The following is a 23,520-nucleotide window of genomic DNA, read 5'->3' as shown; positions in this document are numbered from 1 at the left end:
CGGGGGAAAACATGTATAAAGTATTGCTGGTGGATGACGAAATATTAATCCGGGAACGGATTTCTAAAAAAATCCCATGGGAGGAACTGGGCTACGAATTGGTTGGTACCTGTGAGAACGGCAGGGAGGCCATAGCATTTATTGACCGGGAACCGGTCAGCTTGATTCTCACCGATATCTGCATGCCCTATGTGGATGGGCTGGAACTTGCAAAGTATGTATATGAAAATGCCAAAAATACCAAGGTAGCAATTATTACGGGATATGAAGAATTTGAATATGCAAAAAAAGCGCTGGAATATCATGTGTTTTCCTATATATTGAAGCCTGTCACATCGGCTGAGCTGACGGAAAACTTAATGGAAATCCATAAGACTCTGGAGGATGAGAGGAATAATCAGCAGGTGCGTATCCGGTACGAAGACAGCTATCCATTGCTGGAAAACCAGTTTCTGCTTCAGCTGGCCCAGGGAAAGGTACCGGAGGAAGCCATAGGGGAAAAGCTGAGAGAATTTAAAATCAACTTTCGTGGAGACAGCTACTGTGCTGCAATTTTCTTTCCAAGAGAGCCGGTCAGCCGGATGGATTTGGAGCAAATGACGGAATTTACCAGGGCCAAATACCCGGAGGATGTTCTGGCCTTTCAAGGAAATGACGGAACCATGATTGCGTATATTAAGCGGTGCCGCAGCGACGATCCGGATCATAATATGGCCCGCTTATGCCAAACGATGGTACAGGACATCAGCAGCAGATTAGGGATTGAAGTGTTCTGTCTGATGGGGATCGCTGTCATGAATTTAAACGGCTTGAGTCTTTCTTATGAAAAAGCCTTGGGTATGAAGGAATACCTTTATCTGGAAAAGGAAACCCACGTATATGAATGGGATCAATACCAGAAATGCCGGTTTCAGCCAGATGCCGGATTTGAAAAAAATGACAGGGAAAAGAGATTGGTTCTTGCCGTCCAGAGCAATTTAAAGGAGGAGATACGACGGGAAGTCTCCTCGATCCGGGACGAATGCAGCGAGAAATGGCTTTCACGAACCAAGGTTGTGATTTTCTGTCAGAGCCTTATTTTGGCCGTGATGAATTCTTTGGAACGTCTGAACATGGAGGACGCTGATCTTTTCCTAAAGGGGCAGGAGCTTCTTTCCGGCCTTTACGGCTGCAGTTATATCTCTGAAATGGAAGAAAAGCTGCTGGATTTTTTTGATTCTGCGGCAGATATCATGAACAGGAACCGCAGCAGCTATGGAGAAGAACGGGCGGCAATGGCCCTTAATTATATCTCGGAGCATTATTCCGAATGCAGTCTTTCCCTTCAGGAGGTGTGCAGTAAGCTGGCGATCAGTGTCAGTTATTTCAGCTCCGCATTTAAAAATTATACCGGTATGACCTTTGTGGAGGCTCTGACTAAGGCCAGGATGGAAGCGGCTAAGGAACTGCTGAAAAACACAACCATGAAAACCTATGAGATTGCAGAACGCTGTGGGTATAGTGATTCCAATTATTTCAGTTCTATTTTTAAAAAGACTGTGGGGATTACACCCAGGGAATATGCAAAATCCGTAACCGGACAGAAGGGAAAAAATGATTAGGAAAATAAGGTTTAAAAGCATTCGTACCAGCATGATCATTTATTTCTCCTGCCTGGTTCTGCTGATTGTGACTGCATTCATGTTCTTTTCTATAAAATATACCAAAGAGAACCTGATGGAAAATTCCGAGGAGAACAGCCGCCGGTTGATTGAACAGGTAAACTTAAGCATCGAAAATTATGTAGATCATATGGAAAACATCTCTCATGTGGTGGTCAGCAACCGGGACATGCGGGAATATCTGTTTGGTGATGATGAAACCGGAGTGTGGCCTCATCTGAAGGAAGAATTCCAGACCATTCTTCAGGTGAGAAAGGATATTTACAATATTGCGATCCTTGGAAACAATGGCAGGTATTTTATCAACGGCGGAAACCGTGCGATGAATACCAGAGCACAGTTGGAAAAGAAGGAATGGTACAGGGAGGCAAAAGAGGCAGGAAGTGAAATTGTCATTTCCTCTTCCCATGTCCAGAATCTGGTGAAGGGAGATTATAAATGGGTGGTGACACTCAGCAGAGGAATCCAGAATCCCAAGACCCAAAAGGTGGAAGGACTGTTTATTCTTGATTTAAATTATGATGTGATCAATGACTTATGTGAATCAATCCATCTTGGGAATAAAGGATATGTATATATTGTGGATCAGAAAGGGGAAATCGTATACCATCCCCAGCAGCAGCTGATCTTAAGCGGGGTAAAAAATGAGCTGCTGAAAGAAGTTCTGAATCAGAAAACAGGAATCTCCTATAAAGATGAGAACGGGGAGAATAAGATTTATACCACCTTTCGCTCAGGAAAAACCGGCTGGACCATTGTAGGGGTTGTGTATACCTCTGAGCTGGTAAAAAGAGAACAGGCCATGAGAGCCATGTACATTGGCATGGCACTGGCGCTGATCGTCCTGGCAGGCGTAATTGCCATATTCCTGTCCGACAGCATAACAAAACCCATCAAGCAGCTTCAGGCAGGTATGAAGAAGGTGCAGGAGGGAAGATTTCAGCCGGTATACATTGATGCAGGAGGAGATAATGAGATTGCCAGCTTAAACCGGTCCTTTAACCGAATGACGGAACATATTGATGAATTGATGAAGAAGAATATGGCGGAACAGGTGGAAAAGCGGAAAAGCGAACTGAAAGCTTTGCAGTCACAGATCAATCCCCATTTTTTATATAATACTCTGGACTCTATCATCTGGATGATTGAAACCGATGATTCCCAGCAGGCCATAAAAATGACTTCCATATTGGCCCGGTTCTTTCGGCAGGCCATCGGGAATTCCGATGTGTTTGTCACAATCAGCCAGGAATTGGAATACACGAAAAATTATCTCTTAATTCAGCAGATGCGTTATAGGGATAAGGTAACCTTTGATATCCAGGTGAATCCGGATATACTGGAATGCCATATCATAAAACTGGTTATGCAGCCCCTTGTAGAGAATGCGCTGTATCATGGACTTAAGTATAAAGAAGGGTGCGGTCATATTTGGATCACAGGGTATCGTCTGGAAAATAAAGTTATCCTTAAGGTGATGGATGATGGAATAGGGATCGAAGAAGAGACTCTGCAGAACCTTTTCCGGAACAAAAATAAAACCGGGGGGAAACACAATGGAGTAGGGCTGGGTAATATACAGAACCGCTTAAAGCTGTATTACGGCGAGGAATATGGAATTTGGGTGGACAGCGAAAGGGAAATAGGAACGACCATTACCATTGAAATCCCCTTCCTGCTGCCGGAGCGCAAGGAGGATACAGATGAAAAAGCATAAAAATGGAATTGTTTTAGTGTTGCTTCTGTTGGCTGCTTCCTGTTTTGCTTTATCCCTGATTCGGCTGGGAGAATTCAGAGAGAATAAAAAGGTAAAGATTGTTTTTATTCCTAAGGTCATGGATGAAACAAATGATTTTTGGATGTCCATGATATCCGGCGCAAAAAGTGCGGCCAGGGAGTACCAGGCTGATATCGTCATCCTTGCTCCTCAAATTGAGAACGATTATGTAACACAGGAAAAATATATTGATGAAGCAATTAAGCTGAATCCCGATGTGATCGCATTGTCACCCATCAGATATTCGGAGATGACGGGTTCCGTATGGAAAATAAAGGAAGCCGGCATCAAACTGGTTCTGCTGGATTCCATGCTGGATGAGGATCTGGCAGAGTGCTGTGTCAGCACGGATAACATAGAGGCAGGAACCCAGATGGGCAACAAAATGCTGGATTATATGAAAGAGGATACGAAAATCGCCATTATGTCTTTTGTAAAAGCTTCTTCCACCGCCATTGAACGTGAACAGGGGGTCAGGATTGGACTAGGCAAATACGAAAATCGGATTGAAACTGTATTATACAGCAATTCAGACTATGAACAGGCTTATGAGCAGACAAAGCAGCTTCTGGAAGAAAAGCCGGAAATCAATCTGATTGCCGGTTTAAATCTCTATTCCACAGTCGGAGTTGCCCGGGCCGTGCGGGAAATGGATCTGAAACATAAGATATATATTGTGGGATTTGATAATGATGTGGAGGGAATCCAGTATCTGGAAGAAGGGATCATTGATACGCTCATTGTCCAGAAACCCTTTAACATGGGTTACTTAGGAATACAGAAGGCCGTGGAAATCGCAAAGGGAAAGAAGGTAGAGAAGATCATTTATTCTGAAACTGAGATCATTACGGTAGACAATATCTACACGGATGAAAACCAGAAACTGCTGTTTCCGTTTTAATCGAGAAAAAGTTTCCGTTATAACGGCATCATCAATCAAACAGAAGAAAGAAAAAGAGGAGTATTTTACGGAAAAGTAAAATATTCCTCTTTTTTTGTAAGATCCTCTATAGGAAAAAATATTGAAGAATATATAATGATAGAAGAAGGAGCGAAACGGTTCGCTCTCATAATCAGAGGAGATGGAAGGTGAAAATGTGGGCGACGTGATGCTTAGAATGAAGGGAATTGACAAGTCGTTTCCCGGTGTGCATGCACTGGATCATGTGGACCTGGAAGTGAAAAGCGGCGAGGTTCACGCGTTAATGGGTGAGAATGGTGCAGGAAAATCCACACTGATGAAAATACTTACCGGTATTTATTCAAAGGACTCCGGTACGATTGAGTTTGAAGGAAAAGAGATGGAGTTTACCACTCCAAAGGAAGCCCAGGACACAGGAATTGCCATTGTGCATCAGGAGCTTAATATGATGAATCATCTTACGGTCGCACAGAATATCTTCATTGGCCGGGAGATGATGAAGGGCGGTCTGATCGACGATTCCCAGTTGAACAGGGAGGCCAGGAAGCTGTTCGATAAACTGAACATAGATATTAACCCGGCGGAAATCATGGGGAACCTGACTGTAGGCAGGCAGCAGATGTGTGAAATTGCTAAGGCTATTTCCAGAGAAGTGAAGCTGATTGTATTTGATGAGCCCTCAGCAGCTTTGACAGAGGCAGAGATCGAGGAGCTGTTTAAAATCATCCGGGATCTACGGGCCAAAGGACTGGGAATTGTCTACATATCCCATCGGATGGATGAAATCAAAGTAATTACAGACCGGGTGACTATTATGCGTGATGGCAGTTATGTAGGAACGCTGGTCACCAGAGATTGCACCAAGGATGACATCATTAATATGATGGTAGGGCGTGTCATTTATGAGACGCCAAAGCAGGTGAGCAATGTTCCAGAGGACGCACCGGTTGTCCTTAAGGTGGAGAATCTAAATGCCGGAAGATTGGTGAAGGATGTCAGCTTTGAACTGCGTAAGGGCGAGATCCTGGGCTTTTCCGGTCTGATGGGAGCAGGAAGAACAGAGACAGCCAGAGTGATCTTTGGGGCTGATAGAAAAGAAAGCGGAGATATATTCATTAATGGAAAGAAAGCGGAGATAAAGACAACAGAGGATGCGGTAAAGCATGGAATCGGATATTTGTCTGAGGACCGCAAGCGGTTTGGCCTTGTCATCCAGAAAACCGTAGCCGAAAATGCAACTATGGCCTCCCTGCCTGATTTTACCCAGGGTCTGTTCATTGAAAAAGAGAAAGAACAGAGGGAAGCAGAACAATATGTGAAAACATTGAACATCAAGACTCCCAGCGTGAACCAGCTGGTAATGAACTTATCAGGAGGGAATCAGCAGAAGGTAGTTATTGCAAAATGGCTGATCAAAAACTGTGATATCCTGATTTTTGATGAACCGACGAGAGGAATTGATGTAGGTGCAAAAAGTGAGATCTATCATTTAATGAATGAACTGGTAAAGCAGGGAAAATCCATCATCATGATATCATCAGAAATGACAGAGATCCTTCGTATGAGTGACAGAGTCATCGTAATGTGTGAGGGACGTATCACAGGAGAGCTTCCCATTGAAGAAGTGACGCAGGAACGTATCATGACTGCGGCCACCTTGAGAAATTAATCCAGGAGGAGAAAGAGATGGAAAAACTGAAAAACAATCCGGTTGTAAAGGCAATCGGTACACAGAGACTGGTGGCATTGCTGGCACTGATTGTCATTTACGGGGTATTTGGCATAATGAATCCCCGGTTTGCCACCTACAATACCATGGTAAATATATTTGACGCATCGTATTATATCGGATTTATGGCGATTGGCATCTGCTTTGTAATTGCAACGGGCGGGATCGACCTGTCGATTGGTACTGTATTGACCATGTCAGGTCTGGTGGCCGGTTATCTGAGTGTAAACAAAGGTTTTCCAATGTGGCTGACAATCATTATCTGTATTCTCATCGGCATGATCTTTGGTGTGATAAACGGCTTGCTGGTGGCTAAAATGGGGCTGCCGCCTTTTATCGCTACCCTTGGCACGATGATGCTGTCAAAGGGAATCGGTTCCATTATCACAGGTGCCCAGTCAGTTACCTGGAAATCCGGCTCTGATCCTGAAGGCTGGTACCGCTGCCTTTTCAAGATAAAAACAGCAAGTGGACTACTGATCCCCACCGGCTTTGTACTTCTGATCGCAGCAGCCGTCATTATGGCCATCGTATTGAACAAAACGAAAACCGGCCGGTATATCCTTTCCCTTGGAAGCAATAAAGAGGCTACACGGCTATCCGGTGTTAATGTTGACAAGTATCTGATTATCGCATATATCATCAGCGGTACCTTTGCAGGAATCGCAGGACTTGCATATTCTACCATTTATTCAACCTTGCTTCCAGGCGGAGGAGCCGGATTTGAAATGGATGCCATTGCAGGTGTTGTAATCGGAGGAACCTCAATGGCAGGAGGTACCGGTACGATTGCAGGTACTATGATCGGTGTGTTTATTATTTCAATACTTAAAACTGGTCTGCCATTTGTGGGGCTGCAGACGCACTATCAGCAGGTAGCAACAGGCCTAGTATTAGTTGTCGCAGTATTTGCTGATGTATATAGAAACCGTAAGAAAAATTAAACGCAGTGCAGGGAATGTGATTCGAAAGAATTTACATAATTAATCATTTAAATTTGAGGAGGAAGTAAAAATGAAACGAAATGTATTGGGAATTTTACTGAGCACGGCAATGATTGCCACCGCCCTGGCCGGATGCGGAAGCAAAGCAACGGGCAGTACCTCTGCAGCTCCTGCAGTCACAGAGGCTAAAACCTCAGAAGGTACTCAGGCACCTGCAGCCACAGAAGCTGCTTCTAACGGCGATATGACTGTTTATCTGGTAGCAAAAGGATTTCAGTCCCAATATTGGCAGGCAGTATATAAGGGCGCTCAAAACGCAGCAAAGGGATTGGGGGTCCGTCTGGAATTTCAGGGACCGGATTCTGAATCGGATATTGCCCAGCAGGTTCAGATGGTGAACAATGCGGTTCAGATGCAGCCGAATGCAATTGGACTGGCAGCCCTGGATGTATCAGCTTTAAACGACAGCATTAAGGAAGCCCAGGATGCAAATATCCCGATCATAGGATTTGACTCCGGTGTTCCAAATGCACCGGCAGGTTCCGTAGTGGCCAATGCGGCTACGGACAATTACAAGGCAGGAGAAGTAGCAGCCGAAAATACATATCCTCTGGTAAAGGATATCATTTCAAAAGCCACTGGTAGTGTCCGGATCGGAGTTCTGAACCAGGATGCCACATCAGAATCCATTATCAGCCGCGGACTTGGTTTTATTAATAAGATTACCGAACTGATTGAAGCCGATGGAAAAAGTGTATGCGTAACCGGAAATGAAAAATTTGTAAGTGACGCAAAAGCGGACAAGGGCGACTCTGCGGATGTTATTCTGGATGTTGCAGTTCCTGCAAAGGTTGAAGCCTCTCTGATGACAACAGACGCACAGACAATCTTAAATAAAGATGATACGATCTGCATATTCGCATCGAACCAGAAGACAGGAGAAGGCCTGATCACAGGTGATGAGAATTTAGGAAGACTGGGGAAGGAAGTAATCGGTGTTGCATTTGATTCCGGTACCATGATTAAGGATGCGGTAAAAGACGGCAGACTGGCCGGCGCTGTTACCCAGGCACCGGTAGAGATCGGATACCAGACAGTTGAACTGGCAGTGAAAGCTGCCAAGGGTGAAGCAGTAACTGACGTGGATACAGGCTGTAAATGGTACACCGTTGATAATATGGATAACGAAGAAATTATACAGAATCTGTACGACTAGGGAATAACTAATTGATCAATCGGGCTGCTGCATCAGGCGATGGAAAATCTCCGGGCAGCAGCCCTGAATTTTTATCTGGCTAAGGAGGAAGAAAGATGTTAATAGGAATACCGGCAATTTTAAGTCCGGAACTGTTAAAGGTACTTTGTGAAATGGGTCATACGGATGAGCTGACAATTGGTGATGGGAACTTTCCAGGTCATACCTATGGGCAGAAGGTGATTCGTATGGATGGACACGGCGTGGCTGAGATATTGGCGGCAATCCTTCAGGTGTTCCCCCTGGATACTTATGAGGAGCATCCGGTGACTTTAATGGCGGTGGTTCCGGGAGATAAAGTGGAAACACCCATTTGGGAGCAATACAAAGAGATTGTGGCAAAATATGATGATCGGGGCGCCGGCTGCTTTGAGGAAATCGATAAGTGGAAATTTTACGAAAAGACAAAGGAGAAGTCATCGGTTGTCATTATGACAAGTGAAAAGGCGCTATACGCAAACATCATTTTAAAAAAGGGCGTGGTGGTATAAAACGAGAGACAGGCACTTGTTTCCATGGAGAAGGAGGAGTAACAGGAGCCGGGGATTGATCGGCCTATTCCATGAAAATGGAGATTAGGAGTATGGAGGGGAAGGATATGTTTCAAAAGATGAAATTGGCATCAAAGTTAGGTGTTGTCATCGGTTTTTTTCTTGCAGTAATTTTTTTAATCCTGATTGCAGTTACTGCCATGGTGTCAGGCAGTGCTATTACAACAGGCGTATCAGGAGAGCTGACTGCAATAGCCAAATCCAACAGCATTGAAGTCCAGCAAATATTTGATACTGCCGGAATGGTTGCAAATGATATGCAAGCCTATTTGGAAAATGCCTGTCAGGAGGGGGGATTTTCAGCAGCGCGGATGAAACTGCCTTCCGACCCTGCTGTCGCCAGTCTGTTTCAAAGTTCCATTTATGGACAGACTCTGACGCCTTTGAACTATGAGGTGGAGACCTTTTTGACCGCCACTGCCAGAAACAGTGTAATTATGAATGAGGATATAGTGGGAGTGGGGGCAATGTTTGAACTTTATAAGTTCCAGAGCGATATTAGAGATTATGCCTTTCGTGTGACAAAGAATAATGAATCGGGAGTGATTGAGCCTTTTGGAAATTACAGTACTTATTCTGACGAGGAATACTATAAAACTGCTGCAACTACGAAAAAAAGCACGGTGACCCCTCCATATGAGTACAATGGAATCACCATGGTATCTTATGCCTCTCCAATCTTGAAAGGCTCTGAAGTGCAGGGGGTGGTGCTGGCGGATATTAATGTCAGTAATTTCAAAAAAGTGGAGTCCTCCAACCCCAAATATCCATCCATGTACGCTACCATTCTTGACAACAAAGGTACAATCATCTATAACAGCGAGGATATCAGTAGAGTTGGGAAATCCATTGGCGAGTTTATGAAAAAACCCAAGGATATTCCAGCTATTGAGAGCATCATGTCCAATGGCCAGCCGTTTCAGATGGAGATGATCCGTAACGATGGTGAAAAAACCGTACAGTTTTATGCTCCAATCTCAGCCAGCGGTGAGACATGGTGGTCTATCACCGGGGTAAGTGTATCGGATGTGAATAAGGCAGTGACCAAAACGGTTGTTCTGTTAGTGATTATTTCTATGGCAGCGCTGCTTCTTTTACTTGTGCTTACCATATACTTTTTGAAAAAAATGCTTAAACCCATGCAGCCCATTGTGCAGGCAGCGGAGAGCATATCGAACGGAAATTTAAATGTTCCGCTTGTCATTTCCTCCCAGGATGAAATCGGAATTTTGGCGGATTCCTTCGCTAAAATGTCTGGTAATCTGCAAAAAATTGTAAATGATATCGACTATCTGTTAGGGCAGATGGCAGATGGCAATTTTGATATAGATACTCAGGCGGAGGCAAGCTATACAGGTGACTTTTGTGGTATTTTGCTTTCTGTACGCAAACTCAGCCGCACCTTCAGCAATATTTTAAATCAGATGAATCAGTCTGCCAATCAGGTTGCTGCAGAAAGCCGGCAGGTGTCCGGCCATGCAAAGGCCCTTTCACAGGGGGCTGCAGAGCAGGCTTTTTCCGTGGAAGAATTGGCTGCGACTATTCGTGAGCTTTCCGATTATGTAACCGGAAATGCAAAAAATGCGCAGCAAGCCAGCCTGCAATCACGGGAAACCGCTCTTGAACTGGAAAATGGCAAAATGCAGATGGCCCGTATGACCGCAGCCATGAATCAGATTGACAGTTCTTCCGCTGAGATCAGTAAGATCATCAGGACCATTGAGGACATTGCTTTTCAGACCAATATTCTGGCACTTAACGCCGCCGTGGAAGCTGCCCGTGTAGGTGAGGCTGGAAAAGGTTTTGCCGTTGTAGCGGATGAAGTACGGAACCTGGCCGGTAAATCTGCGGAAGCTTCCAATGATACGGCGGCACTGATAGAAGCAACGATCACGGCAGTCCAGGAGGGGATGTCCACTGCAAAAGAGACAGCGGATTCACTGGAGAGGATTGTGGAATCATCAGGAATATCCACTGGGTTGGTTCAACAGATTTTTACAGTTTCTCAAGAACAGGCATCTTCCGTTGCACAGGTAACTCAAGGGATCAACCAGATATCCAAGGTGGTGCAGGCGAACTCCGTTACTGCCGAAGAGAGTGCTGCGGCCAGCGAGAAATTATCCGGACAGGCTCAGCTTTTAAAGAAATTAGTCAGACAGTTTAAGCTAAGGGTCGGTCAGGATACAGTGCCATTAACGGTACCGGATAACCAGCTTTCTGAAAGTGAAAAATACTAAAGGTAATATCTTTACCAGCTTTTTTTGCTGTGTTATACTTGAGACAACAGGAGCGAGAGTAGCGTGAGCTGATATTGGATTCTTTTGTCGTCACAGGAAGGTAAAGCATGAAAAAGAGTATTGCGGTTATTGCATTAGACCCTTTTGCGGGAAAAGCATATGCGCAACAAGTCCGGTCGGTGTTTGAGGAACGGGCCGTTGTACGAAATTATAGCATGATGGATGGAACGGCAGCGAATATGGAACCGTGCGATTTGTATATGGGCTCGACGGATGCTTTTGATGCCATGGGGGATCCGAATCGATACATTCCGGCAGAAGCACAACGGATGGAAATTCAGGTTACTTATTTTAAAGAAGCAGTGCGCCGTTTGGAAGAGATTCCGAAGGGAACAAAAGTCATTTTTGTTAATATCACTGAGGTTATGGCGAGGGAAGCAGTGACACAGCTGGAACAGCTGGGGATTACCCATTTAAAGTTTATACTCTATGCACCGGGAAGCAAGCTGACTGATATGGCAGAGATTGCTGTTACACCGGATGAAGAGCGTTATGTGCCAAGTGGTATTCCCACAATTATAAATTTAGGACAGAGAACCTGCTCTGCCGATACCATGATTGAAGCCGCGTTCAGGCTGGGGTTTGACGATTTACTGGAAGAGGCCACGTTTAAACAGTATCAGGAGTCAGTATGTACCAATACCTATTATTTTGATCAGATGTTTAATCGTTCCAGGAGATTGGAGAGTCAGTTTGATATTCTCATGGAAGTACTTGATCAGGGTGTAATCGCGGTAAATGAACATGGAGAAATATATGCAATCAACAAAAATGCAGTAGATATCACCCGGGTTCCTGAAAATCTTAGTCTTACAAACATGGGGGAAGAAGTATTTCCTTATATACCATTCCGGAAATGTTTAGAGGAGAAAAAGGAGACGAATCCCCAAGTTGTGAGAGTTGCAGGAAATCTGGTAAGCCTTTACGTCCGTCCGGTATTAAGGCGGGATGTTTGTGTTGGTGCATTTGCTATTTTACAGAAGTTCAATGAGATGGAGCGCCGTCAAAACGAGCTTCGGGTTCAATTGATGAAAAAGGGTCAGGGGCATAGGGCAAAATATTGCTTTGATGATGTGATCGGAGAGTCTGAGCCCATATTAAAGACTAAATTTATCCTAAATAAAATGGCTTGCACAGAATCTCCGGTTTTGCTGATTGGGGAAACAGGAACCGGTAAAGAGCTGTTTGCACACTCCGTCCATAATGCGTCAAAGCGCAGGGATCAGCCTTTTGTGGCAATCAACTGTGCAGCTATGCCAGAGAATTTATTGGAGAGTGAGCTGTTTGGTTATGAAGAAGGAGCCTTTACCGGCGCGAAAAAGGGAGGCCGCCCAGGTTTATTTGAGTTCGCACATCAAGGGACGCTGTTCTTAGACGAAGTGGAAGGCATGAGCCCTGCGCTCCAGGTAAAGCTGCTGCGTGTTTTGCAGGAACGTGAAATCATGCGGGTAGGCGGAAATCAAATTATTCATGTTGATGTGCGGATTGTTGCTGCAACGAATGAAGAACTTGAGCAAAAAGTAGCGGAAGGCACGTTCCGGCAGGATCTTTATTACAGACTGAATGCATTGCCGGTGTTAATCCCGCCACTTCGAAAGAGAGAGGAAGATGTATTCTTAATTCTGGATAGTTTTCTAAAAGAACTTGGGGGAAAATTCCGGTTAAGTGATGATATCAAAGAGTTGTTTCGTAAATACAAGTGGCCGGGGAATATACGGGAACTGCGTAATGTCACAGATTATTTGTGTTTTACCGGACATACCATAATAACAATTGATGATTTGCCTCCAGTTTTTCGTATAGGTAAGTATAGGGAAGAGGCGAATGGAATAAAAAATGCTGAGCAGGAAACACACGCTGCAGATCAGCCTCTTCAGTACCAAAAAACATCGCATATGCCCACCGAACAGGAGCGGGTAATTTTAGAAATTCTTTACAATGCACAACGCACGGGTCAATCCATTGGACGGGATAAGATTCTGTTGGAGGCGCAGATGCGTAAGATAAAGCTAACTCAGCCTCAGGTGCGTAAAATATTAGGCAGATTAGAGGAAAACGGCTGCGTAAATGTTACGAGGGGCAGAGGCGGAAGTAGTATCACCAAAAAGGGAGTCGATTGGATAACCAATTAGTTGGCTAAAACAGTCCAGCAGACAACCATATTATGCTATATTAACGACCTATTTATAACCAATTAAAAACCAGAAAGAAAAGGTTTTCAATTCTCGGCAAAATTCTGCAAGAAGCAGTAAAAGGATAAACGTAGAAAAGGCAGCATTTACAGGCTTTTTCTACGTTTTTATTAATATATTTTCTATCTCATGAAAAGTTGGCACGTATGTTGCTCTATATAAATATATAAAACTGAAAGGAGCTTTATATGAAGTATAATTTTGACATCGTAGTTGACCGAAGCAAAAACCGTGCGGGAAAATACGATGAGAGGCAAAAGAAGTTTGGTACCATGGATGTGATTCCGCTTTGGGTCGCAGATATGGATTTTCAAACGGCACAGCCAATCATTGATGCATGTGTGGAAAAAGCAATGGAAGGGATCTGGGGATATACCTATCGGCCTGACTCCTATTTTGATGCAATACTTGGCTGGCAGTCCCGCAGGCATGGCTGGAAGATTGACAAGGAAAAAGTAAGCTGGAGCCTGGGAGTCGTACCTGCAATGTCTGCAATGGTCAAGGTGTTTACCAGGAAAGGGGATTCTATTATGATTCAGACTCCCGTGTATTCTGAATTCTACGATATTACGGAGGCATGGGAAAGAAACGTAGTTGAAAACCAACTGGTTGAACAGGATGGAAAATGGACAATTGATTTTGCAGATTTTGAGGAGAAAGCAAAAGATCCGAATGTGAAAATCTTTCTTTTGTGCAGCCCCCATAATCCTCTTGGGATCGTCTGGACGGAAGAGCAGCTGCAGAAGATGTTTGAGATTTGTCATGCCAACGACGTACTGATGGTTTCTGACGAAATACACTCTGATCTGGTGTTTCATGGCAAGAAACATATTCCAACCGCTATGATATCAGAAACGGCAAAAGATCATGTCATAAGCTGTATTTCTGGTACTAAGACATTTAATCTTGCAGGATTGCAGGCATCAACGAATGTTTTCCCGAACCTGGAGATGAAGGCGGCTTTTGATAAGTTCTGGATGAATTTAGACATTCACAGGAATAATGCATTCAGCTCCGTAGCCATGGAAGCGGCGTTTAACGAGGGGGAAGAGTGGTTGGAGCAATTGCTTCCATATCTCACTGAAAACTTTGAGTTTATCAAAGATTATTGTGAGAAGTACATTCCTAAAATTAAACCCAATATACCGGATGCTACTTATCTGGTATGGCTGGATTGCCGGGAATTGGGAATGAATAATGAAAGATTAAGAAAGTTTATGATTGAAGATGCAAAATTGGGATTAAATGAAGGCTATACCTTTGGCCGGAGCCTTTCCGGTTATATGAGATTGAATGCAGCATGTCCGAGAAGCGTGCTGGAAAAAGCCATGAAACAGCTGGAGGATGCGGTAAATCGTCTTTAAGATAAAGGAATTATGAAAGTCACTTGAAATCAAATTATGGGGTAAAAAGGAGAAGTGTACTTATGAATAAAAAAGATATCTGGAAAAGCTATCGGTTCCCTATCCTGTTGGTGCTGGGAATCCTGATCGGTTCAGGTTTTGGATTGGTTGCAGGTGAGAAGGCTGCAATTGTTAAACCGCTTGGCGATATTTTCCTTAACTTGATGTTTACAATCGTTGTTCCGATGGTCATGGTTTCTATTTCCAGTGCTGTGGGAAGCATGGTAAATATGAAACGTCTTGGTAGTATTTTAGTGAATCTTATCGTTGTTTTTATCGGCACTGGCGCTGTCGCAGCTGTACTGGTTCTGTTTGCAGTGAATATTTTCCCGCCTGCAGCAAGCACCTCAATTGCTATGGGTGCATCGGAAGTCGGAGAAGCTACCGCTGTTGGTGACATGATTGTCGGAGCTCTTACTGTTTCCGATTTTCCGGAACTTTTAAGCCGCCAGAACATGCTTCCGTTGATTATTTTTTCTGTCATGTTTGGATTCTGTGTAAGTGCATGCGGCGGTGACGAGAGTCCTGTTGGGAAAATGCTTACGAACTTAAATAATGTCATCATGAAGATGGTCAATTTAATCATGAAATTTGCTCCGATCGGTCTGGGTGCATATTTTGCCAACTTAGTAGGAGAGTTTGGACCAAGTTTAATTGGTGATTACGGTCGTTCCATGATTTTGTATTATCCACTCTGCTTAATTTATGTGGTAATATTCTTCCCGTTGTATTCCTATATGGCAGGTGGAAAAGAAGGGGTTCGCCGTATGCTGAAATTTGTTCCTACTCCTGCATTGACTGCTTTCGCAACTCAAAGCTCAATGGCTGCTCTGCCTGTAAATCTGGATGCTTGTGACAAAATGGGAGTTCCAAAGGATATTAGAGAGATTGTTCTTCCGATGGGAGCAACCATGCATATGGACGGTTCGGTATTATCATCCATTGTTAAGATTGCATTTTTATTTGGAGTGTTTCATCAACCGTTCACAGGAGTCGGAACGTATGCCATGTCAATTGTTGTAGCGATTTTGTCTGCATTTGTATTATCCGGAGCGCCGGGGGGAGGTCTGGTAGGCGAAATGCTGATCGTCGGTCTATTTGGATTTCCACCAGAGGCATTTCCGTTAATTGCAACCTTAGGTTTCCTGTTTGACCCTGCTGCTACCTGCTTAAATTCATCTGGTGATGCCATTGCATCCATGATGGTAGCCAGAATGGTTGAAGGAAAAGAATGGATTAATGATCGCTTAACAGGTAACAACAAAGAATTCGTTGAAAAATCAGATATTACTGCATAAAAGAAAGGAAAGATACCTATGAAAATAACAATTATTGGAAGTCACTTATGTCCAGACACACTTTACGCGCTGAATAAGCTGATTGATAGGAAAGCCAGCGTAGATTTTAAAAATTTATCAGCGGATTTAAAGGATTTAAAAGCATATCTTGCTGCACGTGAATCAGAACCGGCATATGAAGCGGTTAAAGAGAACGGTGGTATTGGAATTCCATTTTTTATTCTTGAAGACGGAACCAAAACCTTAGACTTAGATGAGGTATTGGAAAAACTGTAATATTCATAAAAGGTGAGTGGATATGAATAAAAAAAGCGGGGTATATAGGAAGCTTCCATATAAACCCCGCTTTTTAACCTCATCAAGCAGCAAAGCGGATTGCGAATATCCGATTGATTATTTAATAAGTCGGAAGTCTAAGGCAATGGGGAGGATTGATATGGATACGAAAGATTTACGTTATACAACATATATGCAGATTTTAAAAGAAGAGTTAGTACCGGCGATGGGCTGTACGGAACCGATTGCCTTAGGATATGGTGCGGCAAAAGCAAGAGAAGTGCTAGGTGGCTTGCCTGATAAAGTAGAAGTACATGTAAGCTATAATATTATTAAAAATGTAAAAAGCGTTGTGGTACCTCATACGGATGGTTTAAAGGGAATTGAGGCAGCAGTAGCAGCAGGAATCGTTGCAGGTGACGCTTCCAAGCATCTGGAGGTTATTTCCGTAGTTAGCAACGATAAAAAGTCAGAGATAAGAGATTTTGTGAATCATGTGCCAATTATGGTAAAAGCGATAGACGGAGAACTGACGTTTGACATCGTGCTCATTTTATTTAAAGGGAATGAGTATGTAAAACTGAGAATCGCCCAATATCATACAAATATCATATTAATTGAGAAAAATGGAGAAATCTTATTTGATTTAGAAGCCGGCTGTGAACAGGGGAGCGGTAATAACATTGAAAAGATTTTGGAGGTGGGCCTAACAGATAAAAGCCTGCTAAACTTAAACGATATAATCGAATTCGCAAATTCTCTGCAGGTCAATGATGTAAAAGGCATATTAGATCCTCAAATTAATTACAACATGGCGATTGCTGAAGAGGGGTTAAAGAATGATTATGGCGCAAACATAGGAAGTACCTGGCTTGCTTCTTACGGAAATGATGTCCGTAATCGTGCAATTGCCAAGGCAGCGGCCGGCAGTGATGCAAGAATGAGTGGCTGTGAACTTCCGGTAATCATTAACTCCGGCAGCGGTAATCAGGGGATCACGGTTTCAGTGCCCGTGATTGAGTATGCAAATGATTTGGGTGTGACAAGGGATAAATTATATCGTGCCCTTGCCCTTGCAAACCTGATATCCATCCATGAAAAGACTGGAATTGGCCGTTTGTCAGCTTATTGCGGCGCTGTCAGTGCCGGTTGTGCTGCTGCTTGTGGTATCGCCTATCTATTAGGCGGTGGATATGAGGAGATAGCACATACTCTTGTAAATTCTGTTGTCATTACATCTGGCATGATCTGTGACGGAGCCAAGCCTTCCTGTGCAGGGAAAATAGCCACCAGTATTATGGCAGGGCTCTTAGGCCATGACATGTTTAAAAATGGGGAACAGCAATTCCGTTCTGGTGAAGGGATTATTAACCGTGATGTTGAGGAGACCTTACGTAATGTCGGACGGCTTGGTAAGGAAGGAATGCGTGAGACGGACCGCGAAATTGTTAAGATCATGATTGGCGAGTAACTGGAATATATACGGTCATTGCCACATGTAATATACTAAGACCGGGTTTTTTACAGCATCGGCAATTGACCCTCATCAAGTAACGAAGCGGATTACTAATATCCGATTGACTCATTTATATTTACAGCTGAAAATATTGGCATCTAAGTAAGGAGGTATTATTATGGTTTTAGGTCAAGAGAAAGTCTCATTATTGAATTTACCCACTCCTTTGGAGTATCTTAAAAATATATCAGAAGAATTAGGGATCCAAATGTATCTTAAGCGTGATGATATGACTGGTCTGGGCATGGGAGGCAATAAGCTTCGAAAGCTGGAGTATATTTTAAAAGAAGCACAAAACAAAAGGGCGACCATGCTTATCACTGAGGGCGGCGTACAAACAAATCATGGCCGTTTGACAGCGGCTGTGGCAGCTAAGCACAATATGAGGTGTGCGATTGTTGCAATTGGGGATTACCCAGGAGAATTGTCGGCAAACTTACTGTTGGACCGGTTAATGGGCGCTGAAGTAATCATTAAAAAAGATGACGGCCGTCCATCTCTTGATCAGTATAAAGAGTTGGTCGGGGACACAATCAAAAAATATGAAGCTCAGGGAGAGATCGTTTATTACATACCCCTTGGTGGTTCTGATGATGTCGGTATCCTGGGGTACTATGAATGTGCAGTTGAGCTTACAAAGCAGGCAGCTGCCATGGGAATCGGAGATGCACGGGTTATTTCTGCAGCAGGCAGCTTAGGGACCTATATGGGCTTATATTGTGGGTTCCATAATGAAGACTCCGGCCTGGCATTAACCGGTGTAGCGATTTCTCCCTTTGATGATTACAAAGAGCATAGCATTGTTGAACTGTTTGACAGCGTAAAAGAAAAGTATGGAATGAAAATAAGTGCTGGACGAAAAGATTTTGATATTGAAAAAGATTATGTCCGGGGCGGATACAATCTTCCTTCAAAGGAGGTAAGAGATGCGGTTCGTCTGATGGCAGGAAAAGAAGCCATCCTGCTTGATCCCTGTTACACAGGAAAATGTTTTGCTGCAATCATTGATATGGTTAAGGAAGGGAAAATCAAAAAAGGTGAGAAGATCATCATGATCCATACAGGAGGAGCGCCGGGATTATACACGAAGCATCATAGGGTGGAATTTGAAAAAGAATTAATTGATGGGGTTACAATTCTTTAATGAATAATGTGACGTACTCCGTGATAAAAGTGAGCGAGGTGATATAAAACTTCGCTCTTTTTACTCAGACTTCCGTGTGGTATAATATTTCTAACGCAATGGTTGCAAAGGGAGGTTGCCATGAAACACAAATTAACTGTTGAACAACGTCAGCTGCTATCTCAAAACCAGATATCTTCACTGGAATTGCTTGCATTATGCAATTGTGAGCTGAGCCGGTATATGGAAAATGAATATATGGAAAATCCTTTACTGGAACAAATAAATTCCAGAGCCGAATCTTATACTCAGGAAGATTATCAAGCGTGGTATCAATCAAATTACTGCAAGCCTTTAAAAAATACTGCAGGTTTTTTAGAAGAAGGTAATGAGAGCAGCAACCAGGAGTTTGATGCTTCAAATACAAAAAATATTTATACCTATGTTTATGAGCAGCTGGAGTTAGAACGTTACACGGATAAACAATTAAGAGTTATTGATTTTTTCATTCAGAGCCTGGATCGTAATGGGTTTATTGATTTGGAAGTTCCGGAGATTGCACAGTTAACCGGTGTGAATGAGAAGGTGATCAAAGACTGTTTATCAGATTTAAAAAAGTTGGAGCCATACGGTATTTTCGCAAAGAATCTGGTAGAATGCTTATTAATTCAGATCGAAATTCTGGGATTGGATGATGAAATTCTAAAAAATATGATCACTCATCATTTAACGGACATATCTCAGGGAAAGATCAGTTCAATCACCCGTGCATTGGATATCTCATCAGCTCAGGCCAGGAGATATATTGCTCTTATAAGTACGTTAAATCCAAGGCCGCTTCAGGGATTTGGAGAGAACGAAAAGCAATATATTATTCCGGATGTTATCGTTACTATGGACCCGGATGGGAAATGGAATATAGAAATCAATGATAATTGGTGCGGAGACTATCAGTTAAACGATTATTATCTTCAGATGATGGCAGAAGTAAAAGAGCAGGAACTTTTTGAATACTTTAAGAAAAAGTTAGAGCGGGCGAAATTTCTCATTTATGCAGTTGAACAGAGGCGTAAGACGATTATTCAAATAACAAATGCAATATTGGAAGAGCAGGATGAGTTTTTCCGGTATTCAGGGAAACTTAAACCGTGTACCATGACACAAATGTCAGAAAAGCTGTCAGTTAGTACCTCCACCATAAGCCGTGCTGTTAAGGACAAATATCTTCAGTTTCCAGCAGGCTGTATTCTGATGAAAAACTTATTTTCCGCGTCAGTTCCCGTAGGTGACGGCGGCTTGATTAATTCGGATGGCGTAAAAGAATTAATACGCGAACTCGTGAATGAAGAGAATAAAGAAAAGCCGTATAGTGATTCGAAACTTGCAGAATTACTTAGTGAAAAGGGGTATCGCCTTTCTCGCAGAGTGATTGCCAAATACCGGGAAGAGATGGGTATCTCTGGTAGTTTTGAACGGAAAATGAAAAATGATATGAAAAAAAGAGTCAACTAAAATCAAAGTTTTAGTTGACTCTTTTTTTGACTGCAATTCCATTTCGCGGGTTGTGGCTATTTTTAAGTTCAGCTCCGAATAATATGGCAGTGCTTTTGATATTCTGAATACATTTCTTCGCTGATGTTGGAATCGGTAATGAGTGCAGTAATACGCCCCATATCAGCTATCTTATACTGGGAAATCTTGATTAATGCTTAAACAATAATGCGGCGACCGGCGGACAGATATTTTCTATATCTGCCCGCCGGTTTCGTTTGCTCCATTGATTGTATCATTTCGACTGTTAAAGGATTTGTTCAAAAGGATATTCAATCATAAAGTTTTCAGAACTGAAGTTGGCATAGTACCTGCCTGTCTGGGCAATAAATTTCAGCACACAATAATCCGGATCCGTAACTCCTTTAGAATAATACATGGTATCTCCCTCCTGCCAGATCATTTCCTTGCTTGCGGCATCCTCTAAGACCTCCATTGTACCCTTTAGCATGACTCCGCGAAAAAACCGTTTGTCACAAAAATAGATACATGCCTTTGGATTGCTGTGAAATTGCTTGACACGCATGGAAGAGGTATTTGTAGTAAAATAAAAGGTCTTAATCCCATCCCGTTTTCTTGGCGGCAGCATTGCTTTCATATTGGGGAATCCCTCATCATCCAAAGAGCTTATAAAAGAAACTCCCTGCTTGTCAATTAAATTGCCGATCGTTTGTTCTGCATCCCTCATCATTTTTAAGTTCCTCCTGAGTTTATTTATGGGAAAACTATAGCACAAAAGAACCAGACAGTAAATTACTCACATTTTTGTAGGTATGCTCAGTCTATAAAACCGTTTTCTTTTAAAAAGTCAGTCATATCATTCTCTTTCATAATGTCAATGCCTATGCTTTGCATGATTGTGACGGCATCCAAAAGCTTTTTGCCGCGTTCGGTCAAATAATATTCAACTTTTAGCGGATATCCTTCAAAAGAATGCTTGCCTATCATTCCGTAATCAAGCAGCTCTTTAAGCTGCTCTAAAAGCATTTTTTGATTAATGCCTTTAATGTCTTTTTCAAGCTGGGACAAAGACATAACGTCCTTGCCCAGCTGCCATAAAATGATTGGTTTCCACTTGCCTTTAGTAATATCATGTGTCAATTCCAAAGGGCAAGTGTATTCATCGCGTATTTTCATATCTTCACCTGCTAAATCTTCCTTTATTTGTATCTGACCGTTTTTAAAATTCCATGTGCTAAACCTTCATATCAAATGGCCTTTATGGCATCATTTTCTTACGTTCTCCTTTGCCTCATAAAGCGTTCGGTCTGTATTGATGAGGGCTTGGTTTTCACTCTCATTGCTTCTATCTGCTTAGAATGTTAAAACTGGGGGAAGAATCAATTCCTATTGAAGCAGTTTATTTAAATTCCGGTCGCTCACAATTACAAATATCTTAATTCTTCCCATGGTTTTTGTCAACGGAGAACTGCTGCTGTCGCCGGAAGGCATTGTGGGAGATTATCCGATTGCAGAATCAAGGATAAAAAATCTGTTGCAAAGTATGTTTATTTAAAGCGGCTTGTCCGCCAGGATGATACCGGAATATGGACTGTGATAGGGTGTGATCCAGCCAAATAGTTTGGAATATTCATAGAAAACAGAGAAAAAGATTGCAAAAATTCTACAAAATTGTATAATAAAGGTGAAAGATATGCTCAAAAGATCCTATGCCAATTGCAAAGCCGGCGGTGTGTGTATCTGGATCCAAATTTTAAATATCATGAGTCAGACAGGGAATGTTTGAATAAAATAATAGCAGCAGACAAGGGTGCATTATGTATCAACCGGTTATTGTAGGCGGATAAAAAGGAGAAAATTAATATGAAACGATTTAAACGTGTTTTTGTAGTTGTAATTGATTCTTTAGGAATAGGTGCTATGGATAATGCCGCCGAGTATGGCGACGAAGGCAGTGATACCCTGGGACATATTGATGCCACAGTGGATCATCTTAATCTGCCTAATTTGGGAAAGCTTGGCCTGGGGAATCTGTGTTCCTTAAACCATGTAAAGCCAGTGGCTGAGCCAGTGGCATATTATGGAAAGCTTAATGAAGCCAGTGTGGGAAAAGACACCATGACAGGCCATTGGGAAATGATGGGGCTATACATTACAACGCCTTTCCAGACGTTTACGGAAACAGGTTTTCCAAAGGAATTGCTGGATGAGCTTGAAAAACGCACCGGACACAAGATTGTCGGAAATAAATCCGCAAGCGGTACGGAGATCATGGATGAACTGGGAGAGCATCAGATTGCTACCGGGGACATGATCGTTTACACTTCTGCGGATTCAGTATTACAAATATGTGCCAATGAAGATACCTTTGGCTTACAGGAACTTTACCGCTGCTGTGAGATAGCAAGAGAGCTTACCTTAAAGGACGAATGGAAGGTAGGCAGAGTCATTGCAAGACCTTATGTTGGCATGAAGAAAGGCGAGTTTAAAAGAACTCCAAACCGCCATGATTATGCCTTAAAGCCTTTTGGAACCACTGCTCTTAATATATTAAAGGATGCTGGTCTGGAGGTGATCAGTGTCGGCAAGATCTTTGATATCTTTGATGGCGAAGGGCTCACCGAAGGCAATAAATCCCAAAGCAGTGTTCATGGCATGGAGCAAACCATAGAGATTGCGAAAAGAGAATTTGACGGGCTGTGCTTTGTGAACCTGGTTGACTTTGACGCCCTGTGGGGACATCGCCGGGATCCTATTGGCTACGGAGCGGAGTTGGAACGGTTCGATGAAAAGCTGGGAGAGCTTTTGCCGCTTTTAAAAGAGGATGATCTGCTTCTGATTACGGCAGACCATGGCAATGATCCCACCTTTAAGGGAAGCGACCATACAAAAGAAAAGGTACCTTTCCTGGCCTATTCGCCCTCCTATAACCACTGCGAGGAATTAAAGGAACAGAATACATTTGCAGTGATCGGGGCAACAGTGTTGGATAATTTCGGTTTGCATAAAGCTCAGGATATGATTGGTGAACCAATAGAGAAATTGCTTTAAGATTACGGAAAGC

Annotated in this window: 18 protein-coding genes; 16 read left to right on the top strand and 2 right to left on the bottom strand. The window is 42.9% G+C overall.

What is annotated here, in order from left to right; all coding sequences use genetic code 11:
* Positions 1–11: 11 nt before the first annotated feature.
* The 15 genes from AC27IJ_RS18475 to rpoN all read left to right on the top strand — a co-directional run bounded on the left by AC27IJ_RS18475 (position 12) and on the right by rpoN (position 20,456).
* Complete coding sequence (locus AC27IJ_RS18475; protein WP_487150111.1) at positions 12–1,601, top strand: response regulator transcription factor; 1,590 nt, start codon at positions 12–14, stop codon at positions 1,599–1,601.
* A complete protein-coding gene (locus AC27IJ_RS18470) occupies positions 1,594–3,378 on the top strand; it encodes a cache domain-containing sensor histidine kinase (protein ID WP_312504055.1) in 1,785 nt (594 codons plus the stop codon). Before AC27IJ_RS18475 ends, AC27IJ_RS18470 begins: the two co-directional genes overlap by 8 nt.
* Positions 3,365–4,339, top strand: a complete 975-nt coding sequence (locus AC27IJ_RS18465) for a substrate-binding domain-containing protein (RefSeq protein ID WP_312504057.1) — start codon at positions 3,365–3,367, stop codon at positions 4,337–4,339. Before AC27IJ_RS18470 ends, AC27IJ_RS18465 begins: the two co-directional genes overlap by 14 nt.
* 196 nt (positions 4,340–4,535) lie before the next feature.
* Complete coding sequence (locus AC27IJ_RS18460; protein WP_312448374.1) at positions 4,536–6,029, top strand: sugar ABC transporter ATP-binding protein; 1,494 nt, start codon at positions 4,536–4,538, stop codon at positions 6,027–6,029.
* Between the two features lie 17 nt (positions 6,030–6,046).
* Positions 6,047–7,033: an ABC transporter permease gene (locus tag AC27IJ_RS18455; protein WP_312448331.1), complete on the top strand. Its 987-nt coding sequence runs from the start codon at positions 6,047–6,049 to the stop codon at positions 7,031–7,033.
* 70 nt (positions 7,034–7,103) lie between these two features.
* A complete protein-coding gene (locus tag AC27IJ_RS18450; protein ID WP_313257448.1) occupies positions 7,104–8,249 on the top strand; it encodes a substrate-binding domain-containing protein in 1,146 nt (381 codons plus the stop codon).
* 95 nt (positions 8,250–8,344) lie between these two features.
* Positions 8,345–8,779, top strand: coding sequence for an RbsD/FucU family protein (locus AC27IJ_RS18445; protein WP_312448327.1), 435 nt, complete (start codon positions 8,345–8,347; stop codon positions 8,777–8,779).
* Positions 8,780–8,886: 107 nt separating this feature from the next.
* Entirely contained in the window at positions 8,887–11,076 is a 2,190-nt protein-coding gene (locus AC27IJ_RS18440; RefSeq protein ID WP_487150107.1) for a methyl-accepting chemotaxis protein, read from the top strand.
* Positions 11,077–11,183: 107 nt separating this feature from the next.
* Positions 11,184–13,268 carry a sigma-54 interaction domain-containing protein gene (locus AC27IJ_RS18435; RefSeq protein WP_487150105.1) on the top strand — a complete coding sequence of 695 codons (2,085 nt, stop codon included), beginning with the start codon at positions 11,184–11,186 and terminating at the stop codon, positions 13,266–13,268.
* Between the two features lie 248 nt (positions 13,269–13,516).
* The gene (locus AC27IJ_RS18430; RefSeq protein ID WP_312448322.1) at positions 13,517–14,692 is read left to right on the top strand and encodes a MalY/PatB family protein; all 1,176 of its coding nucleotides are present in this window, start codon (positions 13,517–13,519) and stop codon (positions 14,690–14,692) included.
* A gap of 62 nt (positions 14,693–14,754) precedes the next feature.
* Complete coding sequence (locus AC27IJ_RS18425) at positions 14,755–16,029, top strand: dicarboxylate/amino acid:cation symporter (RefSeq protein WP_312448321.1); 1,275 nt, start codon at positions 14,755–14,757, stop codon at positions 16,027–16,029.
* An 18-nt stretch (positions 16,030–16,047) separates the two neighbouring features.
* On the top strand, positions 16,048–16,305 hold the full coding sequence (locus AC27IJ_RS18420) for a glutaredoxin (RefSeq protein ID WP_025232786.1): 258 nt from the start codon (positions 16,048–16,050) through the stop codon (positions 16,303–16,305).
* A 160-nt stretch (positions 16,306–16,465) separates the two neighbouring features.
* Positions 16,466–17,776, top strand: a complete 1,311-nt coding sequence (locus AC27IJ_RS18415; protein WP_487150102.1) for an L-cysteine desulfidase family protein — start codon at positions 16,466–16,468, stop codon at positions 17,774–17,776.
* 163 nt (positions 17,777–17,939) lie between these two features.
* A complete protein-coding gene (locus AC27IJ_RS18410) occupies positions 17,940–18,965 on the top strand; it encodes a 1-aminocyclopropane-1-carboxylate deaminase/D-cysteine desulfhydrase (RefSeq protein ID WP_487150100.1) in 1,026 nt (341 codons plus the stop codon).
* A 120-nt stretch (positions 18,966–19,085) separates the two neighbouring features.
* Positions 19,086–20,456, top strand: coding sequence for an RNA polymerase factor sigma-54 (gene rpoN, locus AC27IJ_RS18405; RefSeq protein ID WP_487150098.1), 1,371 nt, complete (start codon positions 19,086–19,088; stop codon positions 20,454–20,456).
* Between the two features lie 286 nt (positions 20,457–20,742).
* Here the strand turns inward: rpoN and AC27IJ_RS18400 are convergent, their stop codons facing one another.
* Entirely contained in the window at positions 20,743–21,183 is a 441-nt protein-coding gene (locus tag AC27IJ_RS18400; RefSeq protein ID WP_334308389.1) for a pyridoxamine 5'-phosphate oxidase family protein, read from the bottom strand.
* 89 nt (positions 21,184–21,272) lie between these two features.
* Positions 21,273–21,632 (bottom strand): winged helix-turn-helix transcriptional regulator, encoded by a 360-nt coding sequence (locus AC27IJ_RS18395; RefSeq protein WP_312504068.1) that lies wholly within the window; start codon positions 21,630–21,632, stop codon positions 21,273–21,275.
* A 687-nt stretch (positions 21,633–22,319) separates the two neighbouring features.
* On the opposite strand from AC27IJ_RS18395, the gene AC27IJ_RS18390 reads away from it, so the two are divergent.
* Positions 22,320–23,507, top strand: a complete 1,188-nt coding sequence (locus AC27IJ_RS18390; RefSeq protein WP_312444352.1) for a phosphopentomutase — start codon at positions 22,320–22,322, stop codon at positions 23,505–23,507.
* Positions 23,508–23,520 lie beyond the last annotated feature (13 nt).

Source organism: Lacrimispora sp. YZC11, from assembly GCF_057543815.1.
Note: the sequence above shows the minus strand (reverse complement) of the source record. Positions and strands in the feature narration are given on the sequence as shown.